The sequence below is a fragment of the Brevundimonas sp. T2-11 genome, assembly GCF_055397675.1.
The window spans coordinates 3,222,199-3,241,528 of sequence record NZ_AP027920.1; the positions used below are offsets into that span (position 1 = coordinate 3,222,199).

Annotated in this window: 19 protein-coding genes; 4 read left to right on the plus strand and 15 right to left on the minus strand. The window is 67.4% G+C overall.

Annotated features, from left to right (window positions below; translation table 11 throughout):
- Positions 1 to 42: 42 nt before the first annotated feature.
- Positions 43 to 1,656 (plus strand): NAD(P)/FAD-dependent oxidoreductase, encoded by a 1,614-nt coding sequence (locus ACZ5XO_RS15495; protein WP_464163274.1) that lies wholly within the window; start codon positions 43 to 45, stop codon positions 1,654 to 1,656.
- A 69-nt stretch (positions 1,657 to 1,725) separates the two neighbouring features.
- Here ACZ5XO_RS15495 and acnB read toward each other — a convergent pair whose 3' ends face one another.
- On the minus strand, positions 1,726 to 4,308 hold the full coding sequence (gene acnB / locus ACZ5XO_RS15500; RefSeq protein ID WP_464163275.1) for a bifunctional aconitate hydratase 2/2-methylisocitrate dehydratase: 2,583 nt from the start codon (positions 4,306 to 4,308) through the stop codon (positions 1,726 to 1,728).
- A 222-nt stretch (positions 4,309 to 4,530) separates the two neighbouring features.
- Between acnB and ACZ5XO_RS15505 the strand changes: the two genes are divergently transcribed.
- Complete coding sequence (locus ACZ5XO_RS15505; RefSeq protein WP_464163276.1) at positions 4,531 to 5,205, plus strand: hypothetical protein; 675 nt, start codon at positions 4,531 to 4,533, stop codon at positions 5,203 to 5,205.
- A 10-nt stretch (positions 5,206 to 5,215) separates the two neighbouring features.
- Here the strand turns inward: ACZ5XO_RS15505 and ACZ5XO_RS15510 are convergent, their stop codons facing one another.
- Both ACZ5XO_RS15510 and katG read right to left on the minus strand, forming a co-directional pair.
- Entirely contained in the window at positions 5,216 to 6,103 is an 888-nt protein-coding gene (locus ACZ5XO_RS15510; protein ID WP_464163277.1) for a hydrogen peroxide-inducible genes activator, read from the minus strand.
- Between the two features lie 100 nt (positions 6,104 to 6,203).
- The gene (gene katG, locus ACZ5XO_RS15515; RefSeq protein WP_464163278.1) at positions 6,204 to 8,417 is read right to left on the minus strand and encodes a catalase/peroxidase HPI; all 2,214 of its coding nucleotides are present in this window, start codon (positions 8,415 to 8,417) and stop codon (positions 6,204 to 6,206) included.
- Positions 8,418 to 8,687: 270 nt separating this feature from the next.
- Between katG and ACZ5XO_RS15520 the strand changes: the two genes are divergently transcribed.
- Both ACZ5XO_RS15520 and ahpD read left to right on the plus strand, forming a co-directional pair.
- Positions 8,688 to 9,242 (plus strand): peroxiredoxin, encoded by a 555-nt coding sequence (locus ACZ5XO_RS15520; RefSeq protein WP_464163279.1) that lies wholly within the window; start codon positions 8,688 to 8,690, stop codon positions 9,240 to 9,242.
- Between the two features lie 196 nt (positions 9,243 to 9,438).
- Positions 9,439 to 9,972, plus strand: coding sequence for an alkylhydroperoxidase, AhpD family (ahpD, locus tag ACZ5XO_RS15525; protein WP_464163280.1), 534 nt, complete (start codon positions 9,439 to 9,441; stop codon positions 9,970 to 9,972).
- A 58-nt stretch (positions 9,973 to 10,030) separates the two neighbouring features.
- Here ahpD and ACZ5XO_RS15530 read toward each other — a convergent pair whose 3' ends face one another.
- The 12 genes from ACZ5XO_RS15530 to ACZ5XO_RS15585 all read right to left on the minus strand — a co-directional run bounded on the left by ACZ5XO_RS15530 (position 10,031) and on the right by ACZ5XO_RS15585 (position 19,208).
- Positions 10,031 to 10,450, minus strand: a complete 420-nt coding sequence (locus ACZ5XO_RS15530; RefSeq protein ID WP_464164937.1) for a helix-turn-helix domain-containing protein — start codon at positions 10,448 to 10,450, stop codon at positions 10,031 to 10,033.
- Between the two features lie 63 nt (positions 10,451 to 10,513).
- Positions 10,514 to 12,112 (minus strand): apolipoprotein N-acyltransferase, encoded by a 1,599-nt coding sequence (gene lnt, locus ACZ5XO_RS15535; protein WP_464163281.1) that lies wholly within the window; start codon positions 12,110 to 12,112, stop codon positions 10,514 to 10,516.
- Positions 12,109 to 12,564 (minus strand): rRNA maturation RNase YbeY, encoded by a 456-nt coding sequence (gene ybeY / locus ACZ5XO_RS15540; protein ID WP_464163282.1) that lies wholly within the window; start codon positions 12,562 to 12,564, stop codon positions 12,109 to 12,111. Before ybeY ends, lnt begins: the two co-directional genes overlap by 4 nt.
- On the minus strand, positions 12,565 to 13,557 hold the full coding sequence (locus ACZ5XO_RS15545) for a PhoH family protein (protein WP_464163283.1): 993 nt from the start codon (positions 13,555 to 13,557) through the stop codon (positions 12,565 to 12,567).
- Positions 13,558 to 13,686: 129 nt separating this feature from the next.
- A complete protein-coding gene (gene miaB, locus ACZ5XO_RS15550; RefSeq protein ID WP_464163284.1) occupies positions 13,687 to 15,081 on the minus strand; it encodes a tRNA (N6-isopentenyl adenosine(37)-C2)-methylthiotransferase MiaB in 1,395 nt (464 codons plus the stop codon).
- 60 nt (positions 15,082 to 15,141) lie between these two features.
- On the minus strand, positions 15,142 to 15,624 hold the full coding sequence (locus ACZ5XO_RS15555; RefSeq protein WP_464163285.1) for a Fur family transcriptional regulator: 483 nt from the start codon (positions 15,622 to 15,624) through the stop codon (positions 15,142 to 15,144).
- A gap of 36 nt (positions 15,625 to 15,660) precedes the next feature.
- On the minus strand, positions 15,661 to 16,074 hold the full coding sequence (gene rimI / locus ACZ5XO_RS15560; RefSeq protein WP_464163286.1) for a ribosomal protein S18-alanine N-acetyltransferase: 414 nt from the start codon (positions 16,072 to 16,074) through the stop codon (positions 15,661 to 15,663).
- Positions 16,071 to 16,772 (minus strand): tRNA (adenosine(37)-N6)-threonylcarbamoyltransferase complex dimerization subunit type 1 TsaB, encoded by a 702-nt coding sequence (tsaB, locus tag ACZ5XO_RS15565; protein WP_464163287.1) that lies wholly within the window; start codon positions 16,770 to 16,772, stop codon positions 16,071 to 16,073. Before tsaB ends, rimI begins: the two co-directional genes overlap by 4 nt.
- A gap of 22 nt (positions 16,773 to 16,794) precedes the next feature.
- The gene (locus ACZ5XO_RS15570; protein WP_464163288.1) at positions 16,795 to 17,163 is read right to left on the minus strand and encodes a helix-turn-helix domain-containing protein; all 369 of its coding nucleotides are present in this window, start codon (positions 17,161 to 17,163) and stop codon (positions 16,795 to 16,797) included.
- 69 nt (positions 17,164 to 17,232) lie between these two features.
- Positions 17,233 to 17,829, minus strand: coding sequence for a helix-turn-helix domain-containing protein (locus ACZ5XO_RS15575; protein ID WP_464163289.1), 597 nt, complete (start codon positions 17,827 to 17,829; stop codon positions 17,233 to 17,235).
- Positions 17,830 to 18,067: 238 nt separating this feature from the next.
- On the minus strand, positions 18,068 to 18,625 hold the full coding sequence (locus ACZ5XO_RS15580) for a NifU family protein (RefSeq protein WP_464163290.1): 558 nt from the start codon (positions 18,623 to 18,625) through the stop codon (positions 18,068 to 18,070).
- 115 nt (positions 18,626 to 18,740) lie between these two features.
- Positions 18,741 to 19,208 (minus strand): universal stress protein, encoded by a 468-nt coding sequence (locus ACZ5XO_RS15585; RefSeq protein WP_464163291.1) that lies wholly within the window; start codon positions 19,206 to 19,208, stop codon positions 18,741 to 18,743.
- Between the last annotated feature and the right edge of the window lie 122 nt (positions 19,209 to 19,330).

The following is a 19,330-nucleotide window of genomic DNA, read 5'->3' on the forward strand; positions in this document are numbered from 1 at the left end:
TTGCCTCATGCGTTTGGCGTCACGAACGGCTACAAGACACCGATGTTGCGCCTGTCAGAACTGAAGCTGCCTCTCGATCACCCGCAGGAGGCCTTGCCCGCCGCGATCGCCGCCCGCCTGGGCGTACCGCCCGGTGATGTCGTTTCCTGGTCAATCTGGAAGCGGGCGCACGACGCGCGTCGGAAGTCCGCGATCCTGAAGGTCTATATTGTCGACGTCGAAGTCAGGGACGAGGCTGCGTTGCTGGCCCGCTTCAGGGACGACGCCCACGTGCAGCCCGCGCCGGACGTCGCCTATCATCCGGTTGCGGTCGCGCCCAAGGATCAGCGCCTGAGGCCCGTCGTGATCGGAGCCGGGCCATGCGGCTTGTTCGCCGGGCTGATCCTAGCCGAAATGGGCTTCAAGCCCATTATCCTCGACCGCGGCAAGGTGGTGCGGGAACGCACCAAGGATACCTGGGAGCTGTGGCGCAAGAGCAAGCTGCACCCGGAATCCAACGTGCAGTTCGGCGAGGGCGGCGCCGGCACCTTCTCCGACGGCAAGCTCTACAGCCAGATCAAGGACCCGCGCTTCCTCGCTCGCAAGGTGCTGACCGAGTTCGTCGCGGCCGGCGCGCCGGAGGAGATCCTGACCGAGGCCCATCCGCACATCGGCACCTTCCGCCTGGTGACCATGGTCGAGGCCATGCGCGAGAAGATCGAGGCCCTGGGCGGCGAATACCGCTTCGAACATCGGGTGGTCGATATCGAGCTCGACAATGGCAAGCTGCGGGGCGTGCATCTGCACACCGGGGAGTTCCTGGAGGCCGACCATGTGGTCTTCGCCATCGGCCATTCGTCGCGCGACACCTTCCAGACCCTGTACGACCGGGGCGTCCATATCGAGGCCAAGCCCTTCTCGATCGGTTTTCGGATCGAACATCCGCAGTCCTGGATCGACCGGGCCCTGTTCGGTCCCTGCGCCGGGCACCCCGATCTGGGGGCGGCCGCCTATTCGCTTTCTCACCACTGCTCGAACGGGCGGACCGTCTACAGCTTCTGCATGTGCCCGGGCGGGACGGTGGTGGCGGCCACCAGCGAGCCGGGCCGCGTCGTGACCAACGGCATGAGCCAGTATTCGCGCAACGAACGGAACGCCAACTCGGGCTTCGTGGTCGGCATTTCGCCGGAAGACTATCCGAGCGACCACCCGCTGGCGGGCATCGAACTGCAACGGGACCTGGAAACCCGCGCCTATGCGGCGGGCGGGGGCGACTATTTCGCGCCGAGCCAGCTGGTCGGCGACTTCCTGGCCGGGCGCCCCTCAACCGAACTGGGCGAGGTGGTCCCCAGCTACAAACCCGGCGTCCGCCCCACCGATCTGGCGCCCCTGATGCCGGACTATGTGATCGCCGCCATGCGCGAGGCCCTGCCCGTCTTCGGCCGCAAGATCGCCCGCTATGACGATGCCCAGGCCGTTCTGACGGGGGTGGAGACGCGCAGTTCGTCACCGATCCGCATGACACGGGGCGCGGACTTCCAGAGCCTGAACGTGCGCGGCCTGTTTCCCGCCGGCGAAGGCGCGGGCTATGCGGGAGGCATCCTGTCCGCCGCCGTCGACGGCATCAAGGTCGCCGAGGCCGTCGCGCGATCGATGATCGGACAGACGGCGACATAGACGCGCCGCCCATGAAAACGGCCGATGGATCGCTCCACCGGCCGTTTGTCGTTCAGACTGTCGTCCGCCTTATTCGGCCGCGACGCGATCCGCGTATTCGGGGATCTGGTCGAAGTTCATGTAGCGATAGACCTCGTCGCGGTCGGCGTCGATGACGCCCATCTCGGCCATGTATTCCGCCACGGTGGGGATGCGGCCCATCTTGGAGGCGACGGCGGCCAGTTCGGCCGAGGCCAGATAGACGTTCGAGCCCTTGCCCAGACGGTTGGGGAAGTTGCGGGTCGAGGTCGAGACCACGGTCGCGCCCTCCTTCACCTGGGCCTGGTTGCCCATGCACAGCGAGCAGCCCGGCATCTCCATGCGGGCGCCGGCGCCGCCGAGGGTCGAGTAGTGGCCCTCCTTGGTCAGCTCCGAGGCGTCCATCTTGGTCGGCGGGGCGACCCACAGGCGGGTCGGGATGTCCTTCTTGCCCTTCAGCAGCAGCGAGGCCGCACGGAAGTGGCCGATATTGGTCATGCACGAGCCGATGAAGACCTCGTCGATCGGGGTCTCTTGCACTTCCGACAGCAGGCGCGCGTCGTCGGGGTCGTTGGGGGCGCACAGGATGGGCTCCCTGACGTCCGCCAGGTCGATCTCGATGACGTGGGCGTACTCGGCGTCGGCGTCGGCCTCCAGCAGGTTCGGCGCGGCCAGCCAGGCCTCCATGGCGTCGATGCGGCGCTGCAGGGTGCGGGCGTCGGCGTAACCGTCGGCGATCATGTTCTTCATGAGCACGATGTTCGAGGTCATGTACTCGATGATCGGCTCCTTGTTCAGCTTGACGGTGCAGCCCGCCGCCGAACGCTCGGCCGAGGCGTCGGTCAGCTCGAACGCCTGCTCCACCTTCAGGTCCGGCAGGCCCTCGATTTCAAGGATGCGGCCCGAGAAGGCGTTGACCTTGCCCGCCTTGGCCACCGTCAGCAGGCCCTGCTGGATGGCGTAGTAGGGGATGGCGTGGACCAGGTCGCGCAGGGTGATGCCCGGCTGCATCTCACCCTTGAAGCGGACCAGGATCGACTCGGGCATGTCCAGCGGCATGACGCCGGTGGCGGCGCCGAAGGCCACCAGACCCGAACCGGCCGGGAAGGAGATGCCGATGGGGAAGCGGGTGTGGCTGTCGCCGCCGGTGCCGACGGTGTCGGGCAGCAGCAGGCGGTTCAGCCAGGAGTGGATCACGCCGTCGCCCGGACGCAGGGCCACGCCGCCGCGGTTGGAGATGAACTGCGGCAGTTCGCGGTGCGTCTTGACGTCGACAGGCTTGGGATAGGCGGCGGTGTGGCAGAAGGACTGCATCACCATGTCGGCCGAGAAGCCGAGGCAGGCCAGGTCCTTGAGCTCGTCGCGCGTCATCGGACCGGTCGTGTCCTGCGAGCCGACCGTGGTCATGCGCGGTTCGCAATAGGTGCCCGGACGGATGCCCTGGCCTTCCGGCAGACCGCAGGCGCGGCCGACCATCTTCTGGGCCACGGTGAAGCCCTTGCCGCTGTCTTCCGGCGTGACCGGCAGACGGAACTCGGTCGAGGCGGCCAGGCCCAGGGCCTCGCGGGCGCGGGCGGTCAGCGACCGTCCAATGATGAGATTGATGCGGCCGCCGGCCTGGACCTCGTCCAGCAGGACCTGCGACTTCAGCTCGAAGTCGGCGATCTTCTGGCCGTCCTTCTCGATCTTGCCCTCATAGGGATAGATGTCGATGACGTCGCCCATGTTCAGGTTCGAGACGTCGACCTCGATCGGCAGGGCGCCGGAGTCTTCCTGGGTGTTGAAGAAGATCGGAGCGATCTTGCCGCCCAGGGTCACGCCGCCGAAACGCTTGTTCGGCACGAAGGGGATGTCCTGGCCGGTGGCCCAGATGACGCTGTTGGTCGCCGACTTGCGCGACGAGCCGGTGCCGACCACGTCGCCGACATAGGCGACCAGATGGCCCTTGGCCTTCAGGTCCTCGATGAATTGCATCGGGCCGCGCACGCCGTCCTGCTCGGGCGTGATGCCGTCACGCTTGTTCTTCAGCATGGCCAGGTAGTGCAGCGGAATGTCGGGGCGCGACCAGGCGTCGGGCGCCGGGGACAGGTCGTCGGTGTTGGTCTCGCCGGTGACCTTGAAGACGGTGACGGTGATCTTGTCGGCGACCTTGTCGCGGCTGGTGAACCACTCGGCCTCGGCCCAGGACTTCAGCACAGCCTGGGCGTTGGCGTTGCCGCCCTTGGCCAGTTCGGCGACGTCATGGAAGAAGTCGAACATCAGCAGGGTCTTCTTCAGACCCTCGGCGGCGACGGCGCCGACCACGGCGTCCGTCAGCAGGTCGATCAGCGGCTTGACGTTATAGCCGCCGACCATGGTGCCCAGCAGCTCGGTGGCGCGTTCGCGCGACAGCGACGGCACGGCGAAGTCGCCATGGGCCACGGCGGACAGGAAGGAGGCCTTGACCTTGGCCGCATCGTCCACGCCGGGCGGCACGCGGTGGGTCAGCAGATCCAGCAGCTCCTGCTCGGATTCACCCGCCGGCGGCGCCTTGATCAGCTCGATCAGGTCGGCGGTCTGCTCGGCCGACAGCGGCAGCGGCGGAATGCCCAAGGCCGCGCGTTCGGCGACGTGAAGACGATAGGTTTCGAGCATGAGCGGCCTTCCTTGGTCCAGTCGCGACATGACTGGCCCGTCGGCCCGCCAAAACCGCGCGTGGCCTTTCCCACATAAGGCCTGGGGTCGCAAGGGAAGGGGACCGGTTCGGCCTTCGACCTCCGTCGTAGAGGGCGATCCGGCTTACCGACCATTGTTTGTCATCCGAGAAAAAGCTTAGCTTGTCTCCTGCGCCAAACATCTGGCCCCGGAGCTTCCTGAATGCGCGGTCTCGGCGTGGGTCTAACGGTTCTGGTTGTCGCCTTTGCGTTATTTGCAGGGCTGCTGGCCTCCAAGCGCGAGAACTATTTCGATCCGAAGCTCTACCGGACAACCTACCCCTGCTCATTGAGCGCAAACGTCGCGCCCGGCCCACTGGATTCCGACATCGAAAGCTGGTTCGCCGATCCGCTTCGCAGCGTTGGCGAAAGGCCGCTCTGGAACGCAAAGACCGACGGCAAGACCACCCTCCGCTTCACCTTCCTTCCAGCCTTCGTTGAACCCGTCATTGTCCGGATTGACGACCTGAATGGATCGAGTCCCCGCCTGACCGCGACGCGCCATGTCGATCAGGTTCATGTGAAACCCGTCTCCAATCACCTCGTTCGCGACCTGTCAAAAGACGAGGTGGCCCCGATCATCGAGCTCGTAAACAACAGTGCTGTTCTTGATCTTCCCCCGGACTCCTGCATCTCAGGTGTCGATGGCGTGGTCTATCTGATCGAAGCCAACGGACCGGACGGCTATCGCTTTATCAATCGCTGGGCCGTCGAGGAGGGCGCAGTCTATGATCTCGCCAATGCCATGTATCGCCTGACGGGTTGGCCCAACAGTTGGCAAGGTCCGGATCGAACGGACGTCAGCGGGCCGCCTAGGACCGCCCATGCTGGAAGCTAATTAAGCCGCCTCAATCCAGCTTGAGGGCTTCGGCCAGGAGGCGGGCTTCGGCGGCGCGGCTGGAGCCGGCGCGCCAGGCGACGACGATCTCGCGGCGGGGGGCGTCGGCGGAGATGGGACGGATGACGACGCCGGGGTTGTCGGCCAGACCGGCCTGCACCGCCATCTGCGGCAGGAAGCTGACGCCCAGGCCCGAGGACACCATCTGGACCAGGGTATGGAGCGAGGTGGCGGCGAAGACGTCCTCGCCGCGCGGGGCCTCGATGTTGACGGCGGCCAGGGCCTGATCGCGCAGGCAGTGGCCGTCCTCCAGCAGGATCAGGTCGTCGGCCTTGAGCATGCCCTCGGGGATGGGCCCGGCGCCCGCCAGCGGGTGGCCGATGGGCGCGGCGGCCAGGATCTCGTCGTCGCCGATGCGGGCGTGGTCGATGCCCGGCGCCTCATAGGGCAGGGCGATGACGGCGGCGTCCAGCTGGCCCGCCTTCAGCCCGGCGATCAGGCGCGGGGTCAGGTCCTCGCGGATGAAAAGCCGCAGGGCCGGGTATCTGTCGCGCAGACCGGGCAGGGCGCGCGGCAGCAGGAAGGGGGCGACGGTGGGGATGACGCCCAGACGGAACCGGCCCGACAGGGGCTTGCCGGCGTTGCGCGCCGCCTCGACCAGATCCTCGGTGCGGGCCAGGACGTCCTCGGCGCGCTTGACCGCCTCGGCGCCGACGGCGGTCAGCTGGACCGCGCCGCGCGTGCGTTCGACCACCGGCGCGCCCAGGATCTTCTCCAGCTCCTGCACCCCCGCCGACAGGGCCGGCTGGCTGACGTGAGCCGCCTCGGCCGCGCGGCTGAAGGAGGCGTGCTCGGCCAGGAGCTTGAGATAGTGGAGCTGTCGCAGGGTGGGGAGCATTCGCCCCACATAGGCGCGACCTATGGTGTTTTCAAAGACAATCGAAGTCATTGATGAAGGAAGGCGCCGCGAACCGATCGGCCCGCGGCGCTCCTTACGCCTAGTTCAGATCGAACCGGTCGGCGTTCATGACCTTGGTCCAGGCCGCGACGAAGTCCCGGACGAACTTCTCGCCTGCGTCGGCCGAGGCGTAGACCTCGGACAGGGCGCGCAGCTGGGCGTTAGAACCGAACACCAGGTCGGTGCGGGTGGCGGTCCACAGCTCTTCGCCGGTCAGGCGATCGGAACCGACGAAGGTTTCGTCGCCCTCGCCGTCCACCTGTTTCCAGCCGGTCTTCATATCCAGCAGGTTGACGAAGAAGTCGTTGGTCAGCTGGCCCGGACGGTCGGTGAAGACGCCGTGCTTCGACCCGCCGTGGTTGGCGCCCAGAACCCGAAGACCGCCGACCAGGACCGTCATCTGCGGCGCCGTCAGGCCCAGCAGTTGCGCCCGATCGATCAGCAGCTCCTCGGTCGGGACGTTGAAACGGACCTGCAGATAGTTGCGGAAACCGTCGGCGCGCGGCTCCAGCACCGCAAAGCCCTCGACGTCCGTCTGCGCCTGAGAAGCGTCGGTGCGGCCCGGCGTGAAGGGGACGGCCACGTCATGACCGCCAGCCTTCGCCGCCTGCTCGACCCCAACGCCGCCGCCCAGAACGATCAGGTCGGCGATGGAGACGTTGAGGCCGGACGCCGCCTGGATGTCCTCATAGACCTTGAGAACGCGGGCCAGCTTCGCCGGCTCGTTGACGTCCCAGTCCTTCTGCGGGGCCAGACGCAGGCGTCCACCATTGGCGCCGCCGCGATAGTCCGAGCCGCGGAAGGTCACGGCCGAGGCCCAGGCCGTCGACACCAGATCGGCGACCGACAGGCCCGAGGCCGCAATGCGGTCCTTCAGCGCCTTGACGTCGGCGTCCGACAGCTTGGCCCCCGTATGGACCGGGATCGGGTCCTGCCAGATCAGGTCCTCGGCCGGCACGTCCGGACCCAGATAGCGGGCCTTGGGTCCCATGTCGCGGTGACACAGCTTGAACCAGGCGCGGGCGAAGGCGTCGCCGAAATAGGCCGGATCGGCGCGGAACCGCTCCATGATCTTGCGGTATTCCGGGTCGATCTTGAAGGCCATGTCGGCCGTCGTCATCATCGTCGGCACGCGCTTGCCGGGCGTATGGGCGGCGGGCGCCAGGGTTTCCGGCGGATTGCCGACCGGCTGCCACTGCTTGGCGCCCGCCGGGCTGCGGACCAGCTCATACTCATGGTCCAGCAGCATGTCGAAATAGGTCATGTCCCAGGTGATCGGCGTCGGGGTCCAGGCGCCCTCGATGCCCGATGTGATGGTGTGGTCGCCCATGCCGCTCTCATGACCCGAGATCCAGCCCAGGCCCTGCTGGGCGATATCGGCGCCCTCAGGGCTGACGCCCACCTTGGAGGCGTCGCCGGCGCCGTGAGCCTTGCCGAAGGTGTGCCCCCCGGCGGTCAAGGCGGCCGTCTCCTCGTCGTTCATGCCCATGCGGGCGAAGGTCTCGCGGATGTCGCGGGCCGAGGCCAGGGCTTCGGGCACGCCGCCGGGACCTTCCGGGTTCACGTAGATGAGGCCCATCTGGATCGCCGCCAGGGGCTCCTCCAGGGCCATGTTCTTGTCGGGCTGGATGCGGGTCTGGTTGCCCTCGTCGCCGACCCAGTTTTCCTCGGTGCCCCAGTAGACGTCCTTCTCCGGCTCCCAGACGTCGGCGCGGCCGCCGCCGAAGCCGAAGACCGGCCCGCCCATGCTTTCAATGGCGACATTGCCGGCCAGGATCATCAGGTCGGCCCAGCTGAGCTTGGCGCCATACTTCTGCTTGATCGGCCACAGCAGGCGGCGCGCCTTGTCCAGGTTGCCGTTGTCCGGCCAGGAGTTGAGCGGGGCGAAGCGCTGCTGGCCGGCGCCCGCGCCGCCGCGCCCGTCGCCGGTGCGATAGGTCCCCGCCGAGTGCCAGGCCATGCGGATGAAGAAGGGACCATAGTGGCCGTAGTCCGCCGGCCACCAGGGCTGGCTGTCGGTCATCAGGGCGGTCAGATCGCGCTTCACCGCCGCCAGATCCAGCGACTTGAAGGCGGCGGCGTAGTCGAAGTCGTCGCCCATCGGGTCGCCCGACTTGCCCTGCTGATGCAGGATGTCCATGGCCATCTGGTTGGGCCACCAGTCGCGATTGGTGCGCCCCAGAAGCGAACGCAGCGCGCCCGGCTCCTTCCTGGGGTCGTGGAGAGGGGTGGGGCCGCCTGCTTGTCCGTCCATGATTTTCTCCTGTTCAGCAGATTAGAACCTGAGCCTACGCCCGGTTCCTGACCGAAGGAAAATCGATAAACTTTGGGCCCACCCACAGGAGAAGTTATAGCGACGTCAGGCGGAGCGTTTAAGATCCATCCCGCTACTCATAACGAAAATCTATTCGCAGTTGCGAAATCATCGATTTGACTTCCAGGCCGCCACGGCCCATTTGACCCCCATCGGCGATGCGTCTCCCCGCGGCGCCGGCTTCTTACATTGTCAGAATGGAGCTCCAGTATGCTGGGCGTCGGTCAAAAACTGCCTGAATTCAAGATCACTGGTGTGAAGCCGGGCTTCAACAGCCACGAAGAAAACGGCGTTTCGGCCTTCGAAACCGTCACCCAGGACTCCTTCGAGGGCAAGTGGAAGGTCATCTTCTTCTACCCGAAGGACTTCACCTTCGTCTGCCCGACGGAAATCGCCGCCTTCGCCAAGCTGAACAAGGAATTCGAAGACCGCGACACTGTGGTCCTCGGCGGTTCGACCGACAACGAGTTCACCAAGCTGGCCTGGCGTCGTGATCACGCCGACCTGAACAAGCTGCCGATGTGGCAGTTCGCCGACTGCGGCGGCAAGCTGGCCCGCGAACTGGGCGTCCTGGACGAGGAAAACGGCGTCGCCCTGCGCGCCACCTTCGTCGTGGACCCGCACAACATCGTCCAGCACGTCTATGTCACCAACCTGAACGTCGGCCGTTCGCCGGAAGACACGCTTCGCGTGGTCGACGCCCTGCAGACCGACGAGCTGTGCGCCTGCAACCGCCCGGTCGGCGGCGAGACCCTGGCCGCTTAAGTACTGGCCAAGGATAGGCCCGGACCGCGTTCGTATGGGTTCGGGCCGCCCCTCTTTGAAGAGGCGGCGGCGGGCGACTGTCGCCGCCTTTTTCATGCCTGACGCCCCGCGCCCTGTCGGAGTCTGACAGGGCGCGTCGGCAGCCCCTATATTGTATCCGGCGCAAGCGGCGCCGTTGAGCAGAAGGAAGTTCCCCATGTCCATCGACGCCCTGCGCGACCTGATCCCGGCCTACGGCAAGGATATCTCTCTGAACCTGTCGTCGCTGGCCAATGAGACGGTGCTGAACGACCAGCAGAAGTGGGGCTGCTTCCTGGCCTCGGCCCACGCCATCGGCGTCGCCCCGGCCGTCAAGGCGATCGAGGACGCGGCCGCCGCCGTCCTGACCCCCGAGGCGATGAACGCCGCCAAGGCCGCCGCCGCCATCATGGGCATGAACAACATCTACTATCGCTCGCTGCACCTGATGAAGAACAACGAGTACACGACCCTGCCGGCCAAGCTGCGGATGAACGTGATCGCCAATCCGGGCGTCGAGAAACTGGACTTCGAACTGTGGTCCACCGCCGTCTCGGCCATCAACGGCTGCGGCGCCTGCCTGGACGCCCACGAAGGCGAACTGCGCAAGCACGGCGTGCCGAACGTCCAGATCCAGGCCGCCCTGCGCATCGGCGCCGTGGTCCACGCCGCCAGCCGGATCGTCGCCTCGGAAGCCGCTCTGGCCGGCTGATCGACAGCCGCTTCACAAGGCAGAAAGGCGCGGAGCGATCCGCGCCTTTTTTCGTGTCCTATCCCTTGTCGGACCGATCATCGGCGCCGAGCATTTCTCGCAGCATGTCCAGGATCAGCTTCTGCTGTCGCGTGGAAAGCTGAGGCGCCAATCGCGCGATTTCGATCGTCTGACGCGTCGCCGGGAAGTCATGAGCAAAGGGCTCGGCTTCATCTTCGGCCATACCCGGGGAGGGCAAGGTCAGACCGTCGAAAAAATAGCCGATATCGACCTTGAAGAAGCGAGCGATGTCCCAGAGCTTGGACGCCGAGATCCGATTAGCGCCCTTTTCGTATTTCTGAATCTGCTGAAAGGTCACATCCAGAGCACGTCCGAGATCACTCTGGTTATAGCCAAGGGCGATGCGCTTTTCGCAAACTCGTCGACCCACATGACGATCGACCGGATGGGGTCCGTCTTCCACAGATCCTTTGATCATCATGGGTTCTCGCTCAGTTTCACGCTCGAACTCTCGAAATGCGACGGATCGGCAGGGGTGTCATCACAATTCGCGTGGCGCGCGTGAGATAGGAAAGCCCCATGACAGGCCGCCCGCCAGCATCAGAGCCAGCAACAGGCCGAACAGGCCATCGCCCCAGCGGCCATAAAGGGTCGGCGCCGCCGCTTCGGGCAGTCGCACGTCGATGACGCCCGCATGGCCGGGATCCAGCCGCTTGCCGTCCACGATCCGCCCCCAGGGATCGATCATGGCCGAGACCCCGGTGGGGGTAGCGCGGGCGATCGGCAGACCCGTCTCGATGGCGCGATAGCTGGCCAGGTTCAGGTGCTGGCGCGGACCCGAGGTGGCGCCGAACCAGGCGTCGTTGGAGACATTGACGATCCACGCCGGACGGGCGTAGCCGCCGGCAGGGGTGAAGCCCGGATAGAGGCTTTCGTAACAGATCAACGGCTGAACGCTGGGGGCGTTGGCCAGGCTGATCGGCGCGGGCTTCGGTCCGGCGCTGAAGTCGGCCGGAACATGGACCAGGCTGCGCACGCCGATCCGGCTCATCAGACGGCCCATCGGCAGGTATTCGCCGAAGGGCACCAGCCGGTGCTTGTCGTAGATGGCGCCGATCCGCAGGCCCGCCGCGCCTTCGTCGTGCAGGGCGAACAGGCTGTTGAAATAGCGTGCGCCGCCCTCGGCGGTCGGGTCCGGTTCACCCCGGCTGAGCCCCATCAACAGGGTCTGACCGGTCTGAAGCGCCCCGGCGATAGCCTGGGCGTCGGGCGAGTTGAAGACGTCGTTGGCCGTGGCGGGCAGGGCGCCCTCGGGCCAGACCACGACATCCGGAAGCGCCTCGCCCGGCTGGGCGGTCAGGGCGACATAGCGATCAACAATGGCCTGATAGGCTTCGGGCGACCATTTGGACTCCTGGGGGATGTCGGCCTGGACCAGACGCACCAGGGTCGGAGCGTCCACCCGTTCGGCCGACGACAGACGCAGGGCGCCGAAGCCGAACAACCCCGCCAGGACCGCGACGCCCATACCGGCGGTGATCAGGCGCGGACGGCGCGGTCCGCCGCTCGCCAGAAGACCCAGGGCCGAAACGGCCGCCAGCGTCACCAGGCCCAAACCATAGACGCCCGCCACCGAGGCGAACTGCGACATGGCTGAACCCGCCGTCCAGGCGGCGCCGGTCGGGTTCCACGGGAAGCCGGTCAGGACATGACCTCGCAGCCATTCCAGCAGGGCGAACAGGGCGGCGAACAGCAGGACGCGACGCGCGCCCTGCGGAGCGAACCGGCGGTAAAGCGCCGTCGCCGTGCCGAAGAAGAGGCCCAGCCCCATGGGCAAAAGGCTGGCGGCGAAGGGCGCCATCCAGGCCTGATCCTTGTTGACCAGGAAGGCCTCGGCCACCCACCAGCAACCGATGAAGAAGTAGGCGAAACCGGCCAGCCAGCCGACCCAGAAGCCGCCCTTCACGGTGCGCGACCGCTCGGCCAGCATCATCAGCAGGGGATAGCCCAAAAGACCGGGCAGGACGCCGAACGGCGGGTGCGCCAGGGCGGCGCCGGCGCCGGCCAGCAGGGCCAGGGCGATGCGGCCCCAGCGGTTCGTCAGCACGCCCCCCCAGAGGGCTGACACACGCTTGCTCATGCAGTCGCCCCATGTTCGGACTTGTAGGGATCGGCGACGCCAAGCGACGCCAGGATCTCGCGCTCCTCGGCCTCCATCTCCTCGGCCTCGGCGTCGTCTTCGTGGTCGCGGCCCAGCAGATGCAGCACGCCGTGGACGACCAGATGGCTCAGATGATCGGACAGGGTCTTGTCCTGGGCCTCGGCCTCGACCGCGCAATAGGCGTAGCCCAGGACCACGTCGCCCAGATGGGGGAAGGCGCTCTCGGCGGCGGGGAAGGACAGGACATTGGTCGGCCGGTCCTTGTCGCGAAAGCGCTTGTTCAGGTCCTGCACCCCGGCGTCATCGGTCAGCAGGACGACCACGTCGCCCTCGACAGACCCCAGCGCCGCCGTCGCCGCGCGCAGGACCACGGCTTCGGCGTCCGGCAGGGCCGCCGTCCAGGCCGCGTCCTCGACTTCGATCTCGATCATTCAGTCTTCGTCCTCGAGGTCCGGCGCCGGACGGTTTCGCGCGGAATCGGCGTCATAGGCGCGCACGATGCGCTCGACCATGGCGTGGCGCACCACGTCCTCGGCCTTGAAGGCCTGAACCCCGACCCCCTTCACGTCCTTCAGGATGCGCAGGGCGTGGCTGAGGCCGGAATCGCGCGGGTTCAGCAGGTCGATCTGCGACGGGTCGCCGGTGACCACCATCCGCGCGCCCTCGCCCAGACGGGTCAGCACCATCTTCATCTGCAGCCGCGACGTGTTCTGCGCCTCGTCGACGATAATGAAGGCGTGGCTCAGGGTGCGCCCGCGCATGAAGGCGATGGGGGCGGCCTCGATCTCGCCCTTCTCGCGGCGACGGCGCACGTCCTCGACGCCGAGGATGTCGTTCAGCGCCTCCCAGATCGGGGCCAGATAGGGATCGACCTTCTCGTTCAGGTCGCCCGGCAGGAAGCCCAGCTTCTCACCCGCCTCGACCGCCGGACGGGTGATGACCAGCCGATCCACCTGGCCGCGCCGCAACAGCGAAGCGCCATAGGCCGCCGCCAGGAAGGTCTTGCCCGTGCCCGCCGGTCCGACGCCGAAGGTCAGCTCGCATCGGCTGAGCAGATCCAGATACTGGGCCTGGGCCGCCGTCTTGGGGGCGATGGCCCCGCGCCGGCCGACCGGCAGGGCCACCGCGTCCGGCACGACCCGGCCCTGGTCCGGACGCGGCTGGGTCACGGCCGCGCCAAGCGCCATGCGCACGTCGGCCTCGGTGATCTCTGCGCCCGCATCGGCCCGCTTGGCCAGGGTCTCGACGACGCGCTTGGCCTGGGCCCGGTCCCGCGCCGAGCCGTTGATCGACACGCCCCCGCCGGGCGCCTCGACCAGCACCTTGAAGGCGTCCTCGATCAGGGCGACGTGGCGGCTGTTGGGGCCGATCACGGCCCGCAGGGCCTGATCGCTCAGGGACAGGAACTCGGACTCTCGCGCCATGGGTTTCCTTTTTGGGGTCCCTAACGCCTCGCTCACAAAGCGAGGCTGCATGAGGGACCATTGTCTTGTGTCCCTAACGCCTCGTCCAGCGGGACGAGGCTACTTGAGGGACGTCGCTGCAATACAGGCCTAGATAGTGGCTGGGTCAGCCAGGCGCCCGTTCAGACTGTTCTGGGCCCCGCTGAGGATCTCGACCGGAACGATCTGGCCCAGAAGATGATCCGCCGCCTCGACGTGGACCGCCTGCAGATAGGGCGAGCGGCCGATGGCCTGACCGGCGTAGCGCCCCTTCTTTTCGAACAGGACGTTCAGGGTCTTGCCCGCCTGGGCGGCGTTGAAGGCGGTCTGCTGCTCGAACAAGAGGGCCTGCAGTCGCTGCAGCCGCTCCAGCCCGACCTTCTCCTCGATCTGGCCCGGCATGGTGGCGGCGGGCGTGCCGGGACGCGGCGAATAGACGAAGCTGAAGGCCCCCGCATAGGTGACCTGACGCACCAGATCGAGGGTGTCCTCGAAGTCCCGATCCGTCTCGCCGGGGAAGCCGACGATGAAGTCGCCGGCGATCGCCATGTCGGGCCGAGCCGCGCGGATGCGGGCGATCAGGTCGATGTATTTCTGGCGGCCGTGCTTGCGGTTCATCAGCCGCAAGACCCGGTCAGACCCGGCCTGCACCGGCAGGTGCAGATAGGGCATCAGGGCGTCCAGGTCGGCGTGAGCCGCAATAAGGTCGTCCGACATGTCGTTGGCGTGGCTGGTCGTATAGCGAATGCGGTCCAGACCCGGGATCTCGGCCAGGGCGTAGGCCAGTCGCGCCAGGGTCCAGGGCTTTCCGTCCGGACCTTCGCCGTCGTAGGCGTTGACGTTCTGACCCAGCAGGGTGACCTCGCGCACGCCCCGGTCAGCCAGGGCGCGGGCCTCGGCCAGCACCGCCGCGACCGGGCGCGACCACTCGGCGCCGCGCGTATAGGGAACGACGCAGAAGGTGCAGAACTTGTCGCAGCCCTCCTGCACCGTCAGGAAGGCGGTCGGGCCCTCGCCGCCGCGCGCAGCAGGCAAGGCGTCGAACTTCTCGTGCGGGGCGAAGTCGGCGCCGATGCGCTCTCCACGCGCCCGCGCCGTGCGGGTCAGCAGCTCCGGCAGCTGGTGATAGGCCTGGGGCCCGACCACTAGATCGACCGCCGGCTGGCGCTTCATGATCTCTTCGCCCTCGGCCTGGGCCACGCAGCCCGCCACGGCGATGGTCATGCCGCCGTCGCCCCGCGCCACCTTGCGCTCGCGCATCTGCTTCAGCTTGCCCAGCTCCGAATAGACCTTCTCGGCGGCCCGTTCGCGAATGTGGCAGGTGTTCAGAATGACGAAGTCGGCCCCCTCGGGCGCATCCGTCGTCGCATAGCCCAGCGGACGCAGGACGTCGGCCATGCGCTCGCTGTCATAGACGTTCATCTGACAGCCGTAGGTCTTGATGAAGAGGCGTTTGGGGGAAGCGGCGAGGGCCGCCTCCACGGGCTTTTCGAGCGTGTCGGTCATGCGCGGCTTATGATCGCCGAAGCCGGCGACGGCAAGGCGAGCGAAACGCTATGGCCAGACTCAGCTGTCGGCCGCTTCCGGTTCGATCCGCGCGGCGTGACGCTTGTAGATCAGGCCTTCGCGCTCGACCGGCTCGGCGCCGGGGATGGCGTGGCCGTAGAGCTCCAGCTTGTGACCGACCAGTTCGAAGCCCAGACGCTTGGCGATCTCGGTCTTCAGGCGCTCGATCTCGGCGTCGAAGAATTCGATGACCTCGCCCGTCTTGGTGTCGATCAGGTGGTCATGATGGTCGTCGCCCGCCTCTTCATAACGGCTGCGGCCGTCGCCGAAGTCGTGCTTCTCGACCACGCCGGCCTCTTCAAACAGGCGCACGGTGCGATAGACGGTGGCGATCGAGATGTGCGGATCGATCGACGAAGCGCGACGATACAGCTCTTCGACGTCAGGGTGATCCTCGGCCTGCGACAGGACGCGGGCGATCACGCGCCGCTGTTCGGTCATACGCATGCCGCGGTCGGCGCAGAGTTTTTCGATCCGTTCCATGGGCCGAAGATAGGCTGAGCCGTCAGCTTATGGAAGCTATCGAGTGAAGTTCAACGACAGGACCAGGGCGTCCTCGCGACTTCCGTCCGCACGCGCATAATATCCGCGCCGCCGCCCCACCTCGATGAAGCCTGTGCGGGCGTAGAGGGCGCGGGCGGCGAGGTTGTCATCGGCCACTTCCAGGAACATCCGTTCGGCCCCCAGGGCGGCGGCGCGCACCACGGCCGCCTGGACCAGGCGCGCCCCCAGGCCGCCGCGCCGGGCGGCCGGTCGCACAGCAAGGGTCAGTATCTCGGCTTCGTCAGCCACCACGCGGATCAGGATGAAGCCGTCCGCCTCCTCGACCGCAAACACCCCGGGCGAGGCTAGCAGGGTCGACAGGCTGGCCGCGTCCCACGGCGCGTCGAAAGCCTCGGCGTGGATCGCCGCGAGGGCGCGAGGGTCGATCACGATGTCGCGGGCGGGCGCGCCTGGCCCGGCAAACGACTGGGCGGCGTGGCGTCGGGCGCACGCAGATAGCGGGGGCGAGGCGGGTGGGCTTCGGGATCGACCACGGCGGTCATATAGGCCAGAGCCTCCGGCGCCGGGGCGGGCAGGCGCGCCAGGATGGCGGCGCCCAGGCGTTCCGGACAGGCCTCGGTCAGGACCGGACCGCCCGATCCGACCAGGATGGGCGGCGCCCCGGCGGCGGCGTGGTAGATGCGATCCGCCGCCGCCTCCAGCGACAGGGCCTCCGGCGCGCCCAGCGGACGGCCGTCGCGGAACAGGCGCGCATAGACCTGGCCCCGGCGGGCGTCGATAACGGCGGCGACCAGGCCCACGGGCTTGATCGAGACGGCCAGGCCGTCCAGCGTCGACAGGCCGACCACCGGCCGGTCCAGGGCCGCACCCAGACCCTGGGCGAAGGACAGGCCGACACGCAATCCGGTGAAGCTGCCGGGTCCGACGGTGACGCCGATCCGATCCAGGGCCTCGAACCCGCCGCCGGCTTCCTTGGCCGCATCGGCCACGGCGTCGCGGACCATGCCGGCCAGCCGCTCCTGATGGCCCTTGGTCATCAATTCGGAGCGCACGCCCAGCAGGCGCCCGTCCTCGACCACGCAGGCCGTACAGGCGCCCAGCGCCGTATCCACGATCAGAACTCTCATCGCGGCCTTCCTATCGGGGCGGTCAGGCCGACGCCAGCGCCTCGACCACCCGCGTCACGGCCTGACGCACGGCCGGATCGCTGATCCGGGGAAAGGCCTCCGCCAGGACACGGCCGTCGGCCGTCGCCGTCAGGTCGCGCAGACCCGCAATCGGATCGGCCTGGCCCGGTCTTGCGGGGAAAAAGTCGGCCACGGAACATCCAAGCGCCGTCGCCACCTGATGCAGACGCGAGGCCGAGACGCGATTGGCGCCCTTCTCGTATTTCTGCACCTGCTGGAAGCTGACCCCCAGTTGCTCGGCCAGGGCGGTCTGCGACAAACCGAGGGCCGACCGACGCGCGGCCATCCGCAAGCCCACGGCGGCGTCGATATCCTGAGTGCGGCGATTCATGACCCTCGTCTCCCTGGCGATAGAGAAACAGTTTCACAGCCTGCGATGAAACACAACTGTTTCGTTTCATCAATCATCCAGCCGGGCGACCACCGCCGCCACCATGCAGGCGCGATCCCGGGGAATACGCTCGATCGTCAGCAGGGCGCCGGCGCCGCGTACGACCAGCTCCGCCTCATCGGACCGCACATAGAGCCGCGCCCGCAGGGAGCCGTCGTCCATCTCGATGACGCAGCCCTGATCGCGGCGCGGCCAGCGCCCCGGCGCGTATTCCAGCACCGTCCCCGCGGCGGCCCAGGGCGCGAGGTCGTCGGTCGACAGCTGCAGCCGGCGCCGCTCGGCCGCCGGCGCAGCCTCGAAGACGCGACCCCGCGCCTGAAGGCCGTCAGCTATGGGTTTGGGGGGAGGAGCAGGAGCGACGCCGACCAGAAGGGCCAGGTCCTCAGGTGTGGCGTCCAGGGCGCCGGTCAGGCGGCGCTGCACGTCAGGGCGGAAAAGACCGGGGCGCTTGCCGGCCTCATAGAGACCCCAGCCCTGGCTGGTCATGCCGATCCTCGTACCGGCCTCGGCCTGGCTCAGCCGGCGCTCGCGACGCAGGGCGGCAAGGGCCTCGCCGAGAGCGCGCCCCTCGGTCCCGGCGTCATCATCGGATGTGAAACGGGCCATGCGGCGATCATGCCCCACGGCCCGTTCGAACGATAGTGTTTCATGTGAAACATGTTTGTGGGCCGCGGTCATAAGGCTCCGCCTTTTCGATCCGACGCGGCTTTTTTCTGGGCCGCGGCCGTCGGCCCTGCGGGACCTCCCGACCCGACGCGGCCTGGCGCTTCGCGCGCGCCTCAGAACACATGCCCGGAATGCGCTCAAGCAGCGAGCGACCGCGGCGCGAGCGGTAGCCCTTCGCTTAAATCACCTGCTCGACGCTCGTCACTTCGGGGATGTAGTGCCGCATCATCTGCTCGACGCCCGCCTTCAGCGTGGCCGAGGAAGAGGGACAGCCCGAGCAGGCGCCGCGCATGCGCAGACGCAGGACGCCGGTCTCTTCGTCGAAATGGTCGAACAGGATGTCGCCGCCGTCCTGGGCCACGGCCGGGCGGATGCGGCTGTCCAGCAGACCCTTGATCTCGGCGACGATCTCGGTGTCATCGCCGGCGTCCTCCGTCGTCGCCGGGGCGTCGCGCGTCAGCGGCGCACCCGAGACGAAGTGGTCCATGATGACCGACAGGATGGGGGCCTTCATCGTGCTCCAGTCCGGGGCCTGTGCGCCGCGCGTGACCGAGACATAGTCGGCGCCGAAGAAGACGCCCTCGACGCCCTCCAGTTCGAACAGGGCCTCGGCCAGGGGCGAGGCGGCGGCCTCGTCGATGGTGCGATATTCCATCACACCTTGCGGGGCCACGTCGCGGCCCGGCAGGAATTTCAGGACATGGGGATTGGGCGTGGGTTCGGTCTGGATGAACATGGTCGGGAGATGCGCTCCCTGCGTGACATCTTCAAGACCCTATCCCCAGCCTGCCTCGCGCTAATCGTCGCTCAAGCAACGAGCCGCCGCGCGGCGAGCGATAGCGACCCCAGGATCACGCCAGATCTTCGATATCCGCCTCGGTCAGTTCGCCCGGCACAATGGTCACGGGCAGTTTTCGGCCGGTGAAGGCGCCGCCCTGTTTCAGCACCGCCGAGACCAGGGGGCCCGGACCGCGAGAACCGGAGCCCGCCGCCAGGACCAGGATCTTGATGTCGGGGTCGGCGCCGACGGTCTTGCGGATGGCGCCCTGGGGGTCGCCTTCCTCGATGATGAAGATGGGCGCCGCCCCGGACTTCTCGGCGGCTTCCTCGCCAAGGCGGTTCAGAAGAAGCTCGGCCTCCTCGCGTTGCTGGCGGCGGATTTCATCGCGGACGCCCGACCAGTGCTCGTCCGAACCGCCGGGCAGGGCGCGCAGAAGCACAACCCGACCGCCGGTCGACTTGGCGCGTCGCGCGGCATAGCCCAGGGCCGCGCCGAACTCGGGGCTGTCGTCGACGACGACGAGAAACTTCCTGGACATGGGTCTTTCCGCCTCGCGGATCTCTGAACAGCGGCGACCACCTAACGCCAGGTCGCCCCAAACGCCAAGGCCCGCTCGCCTCGCCACGAACGACGAAACGAGCGGGCCCCTTAGGCAGATGT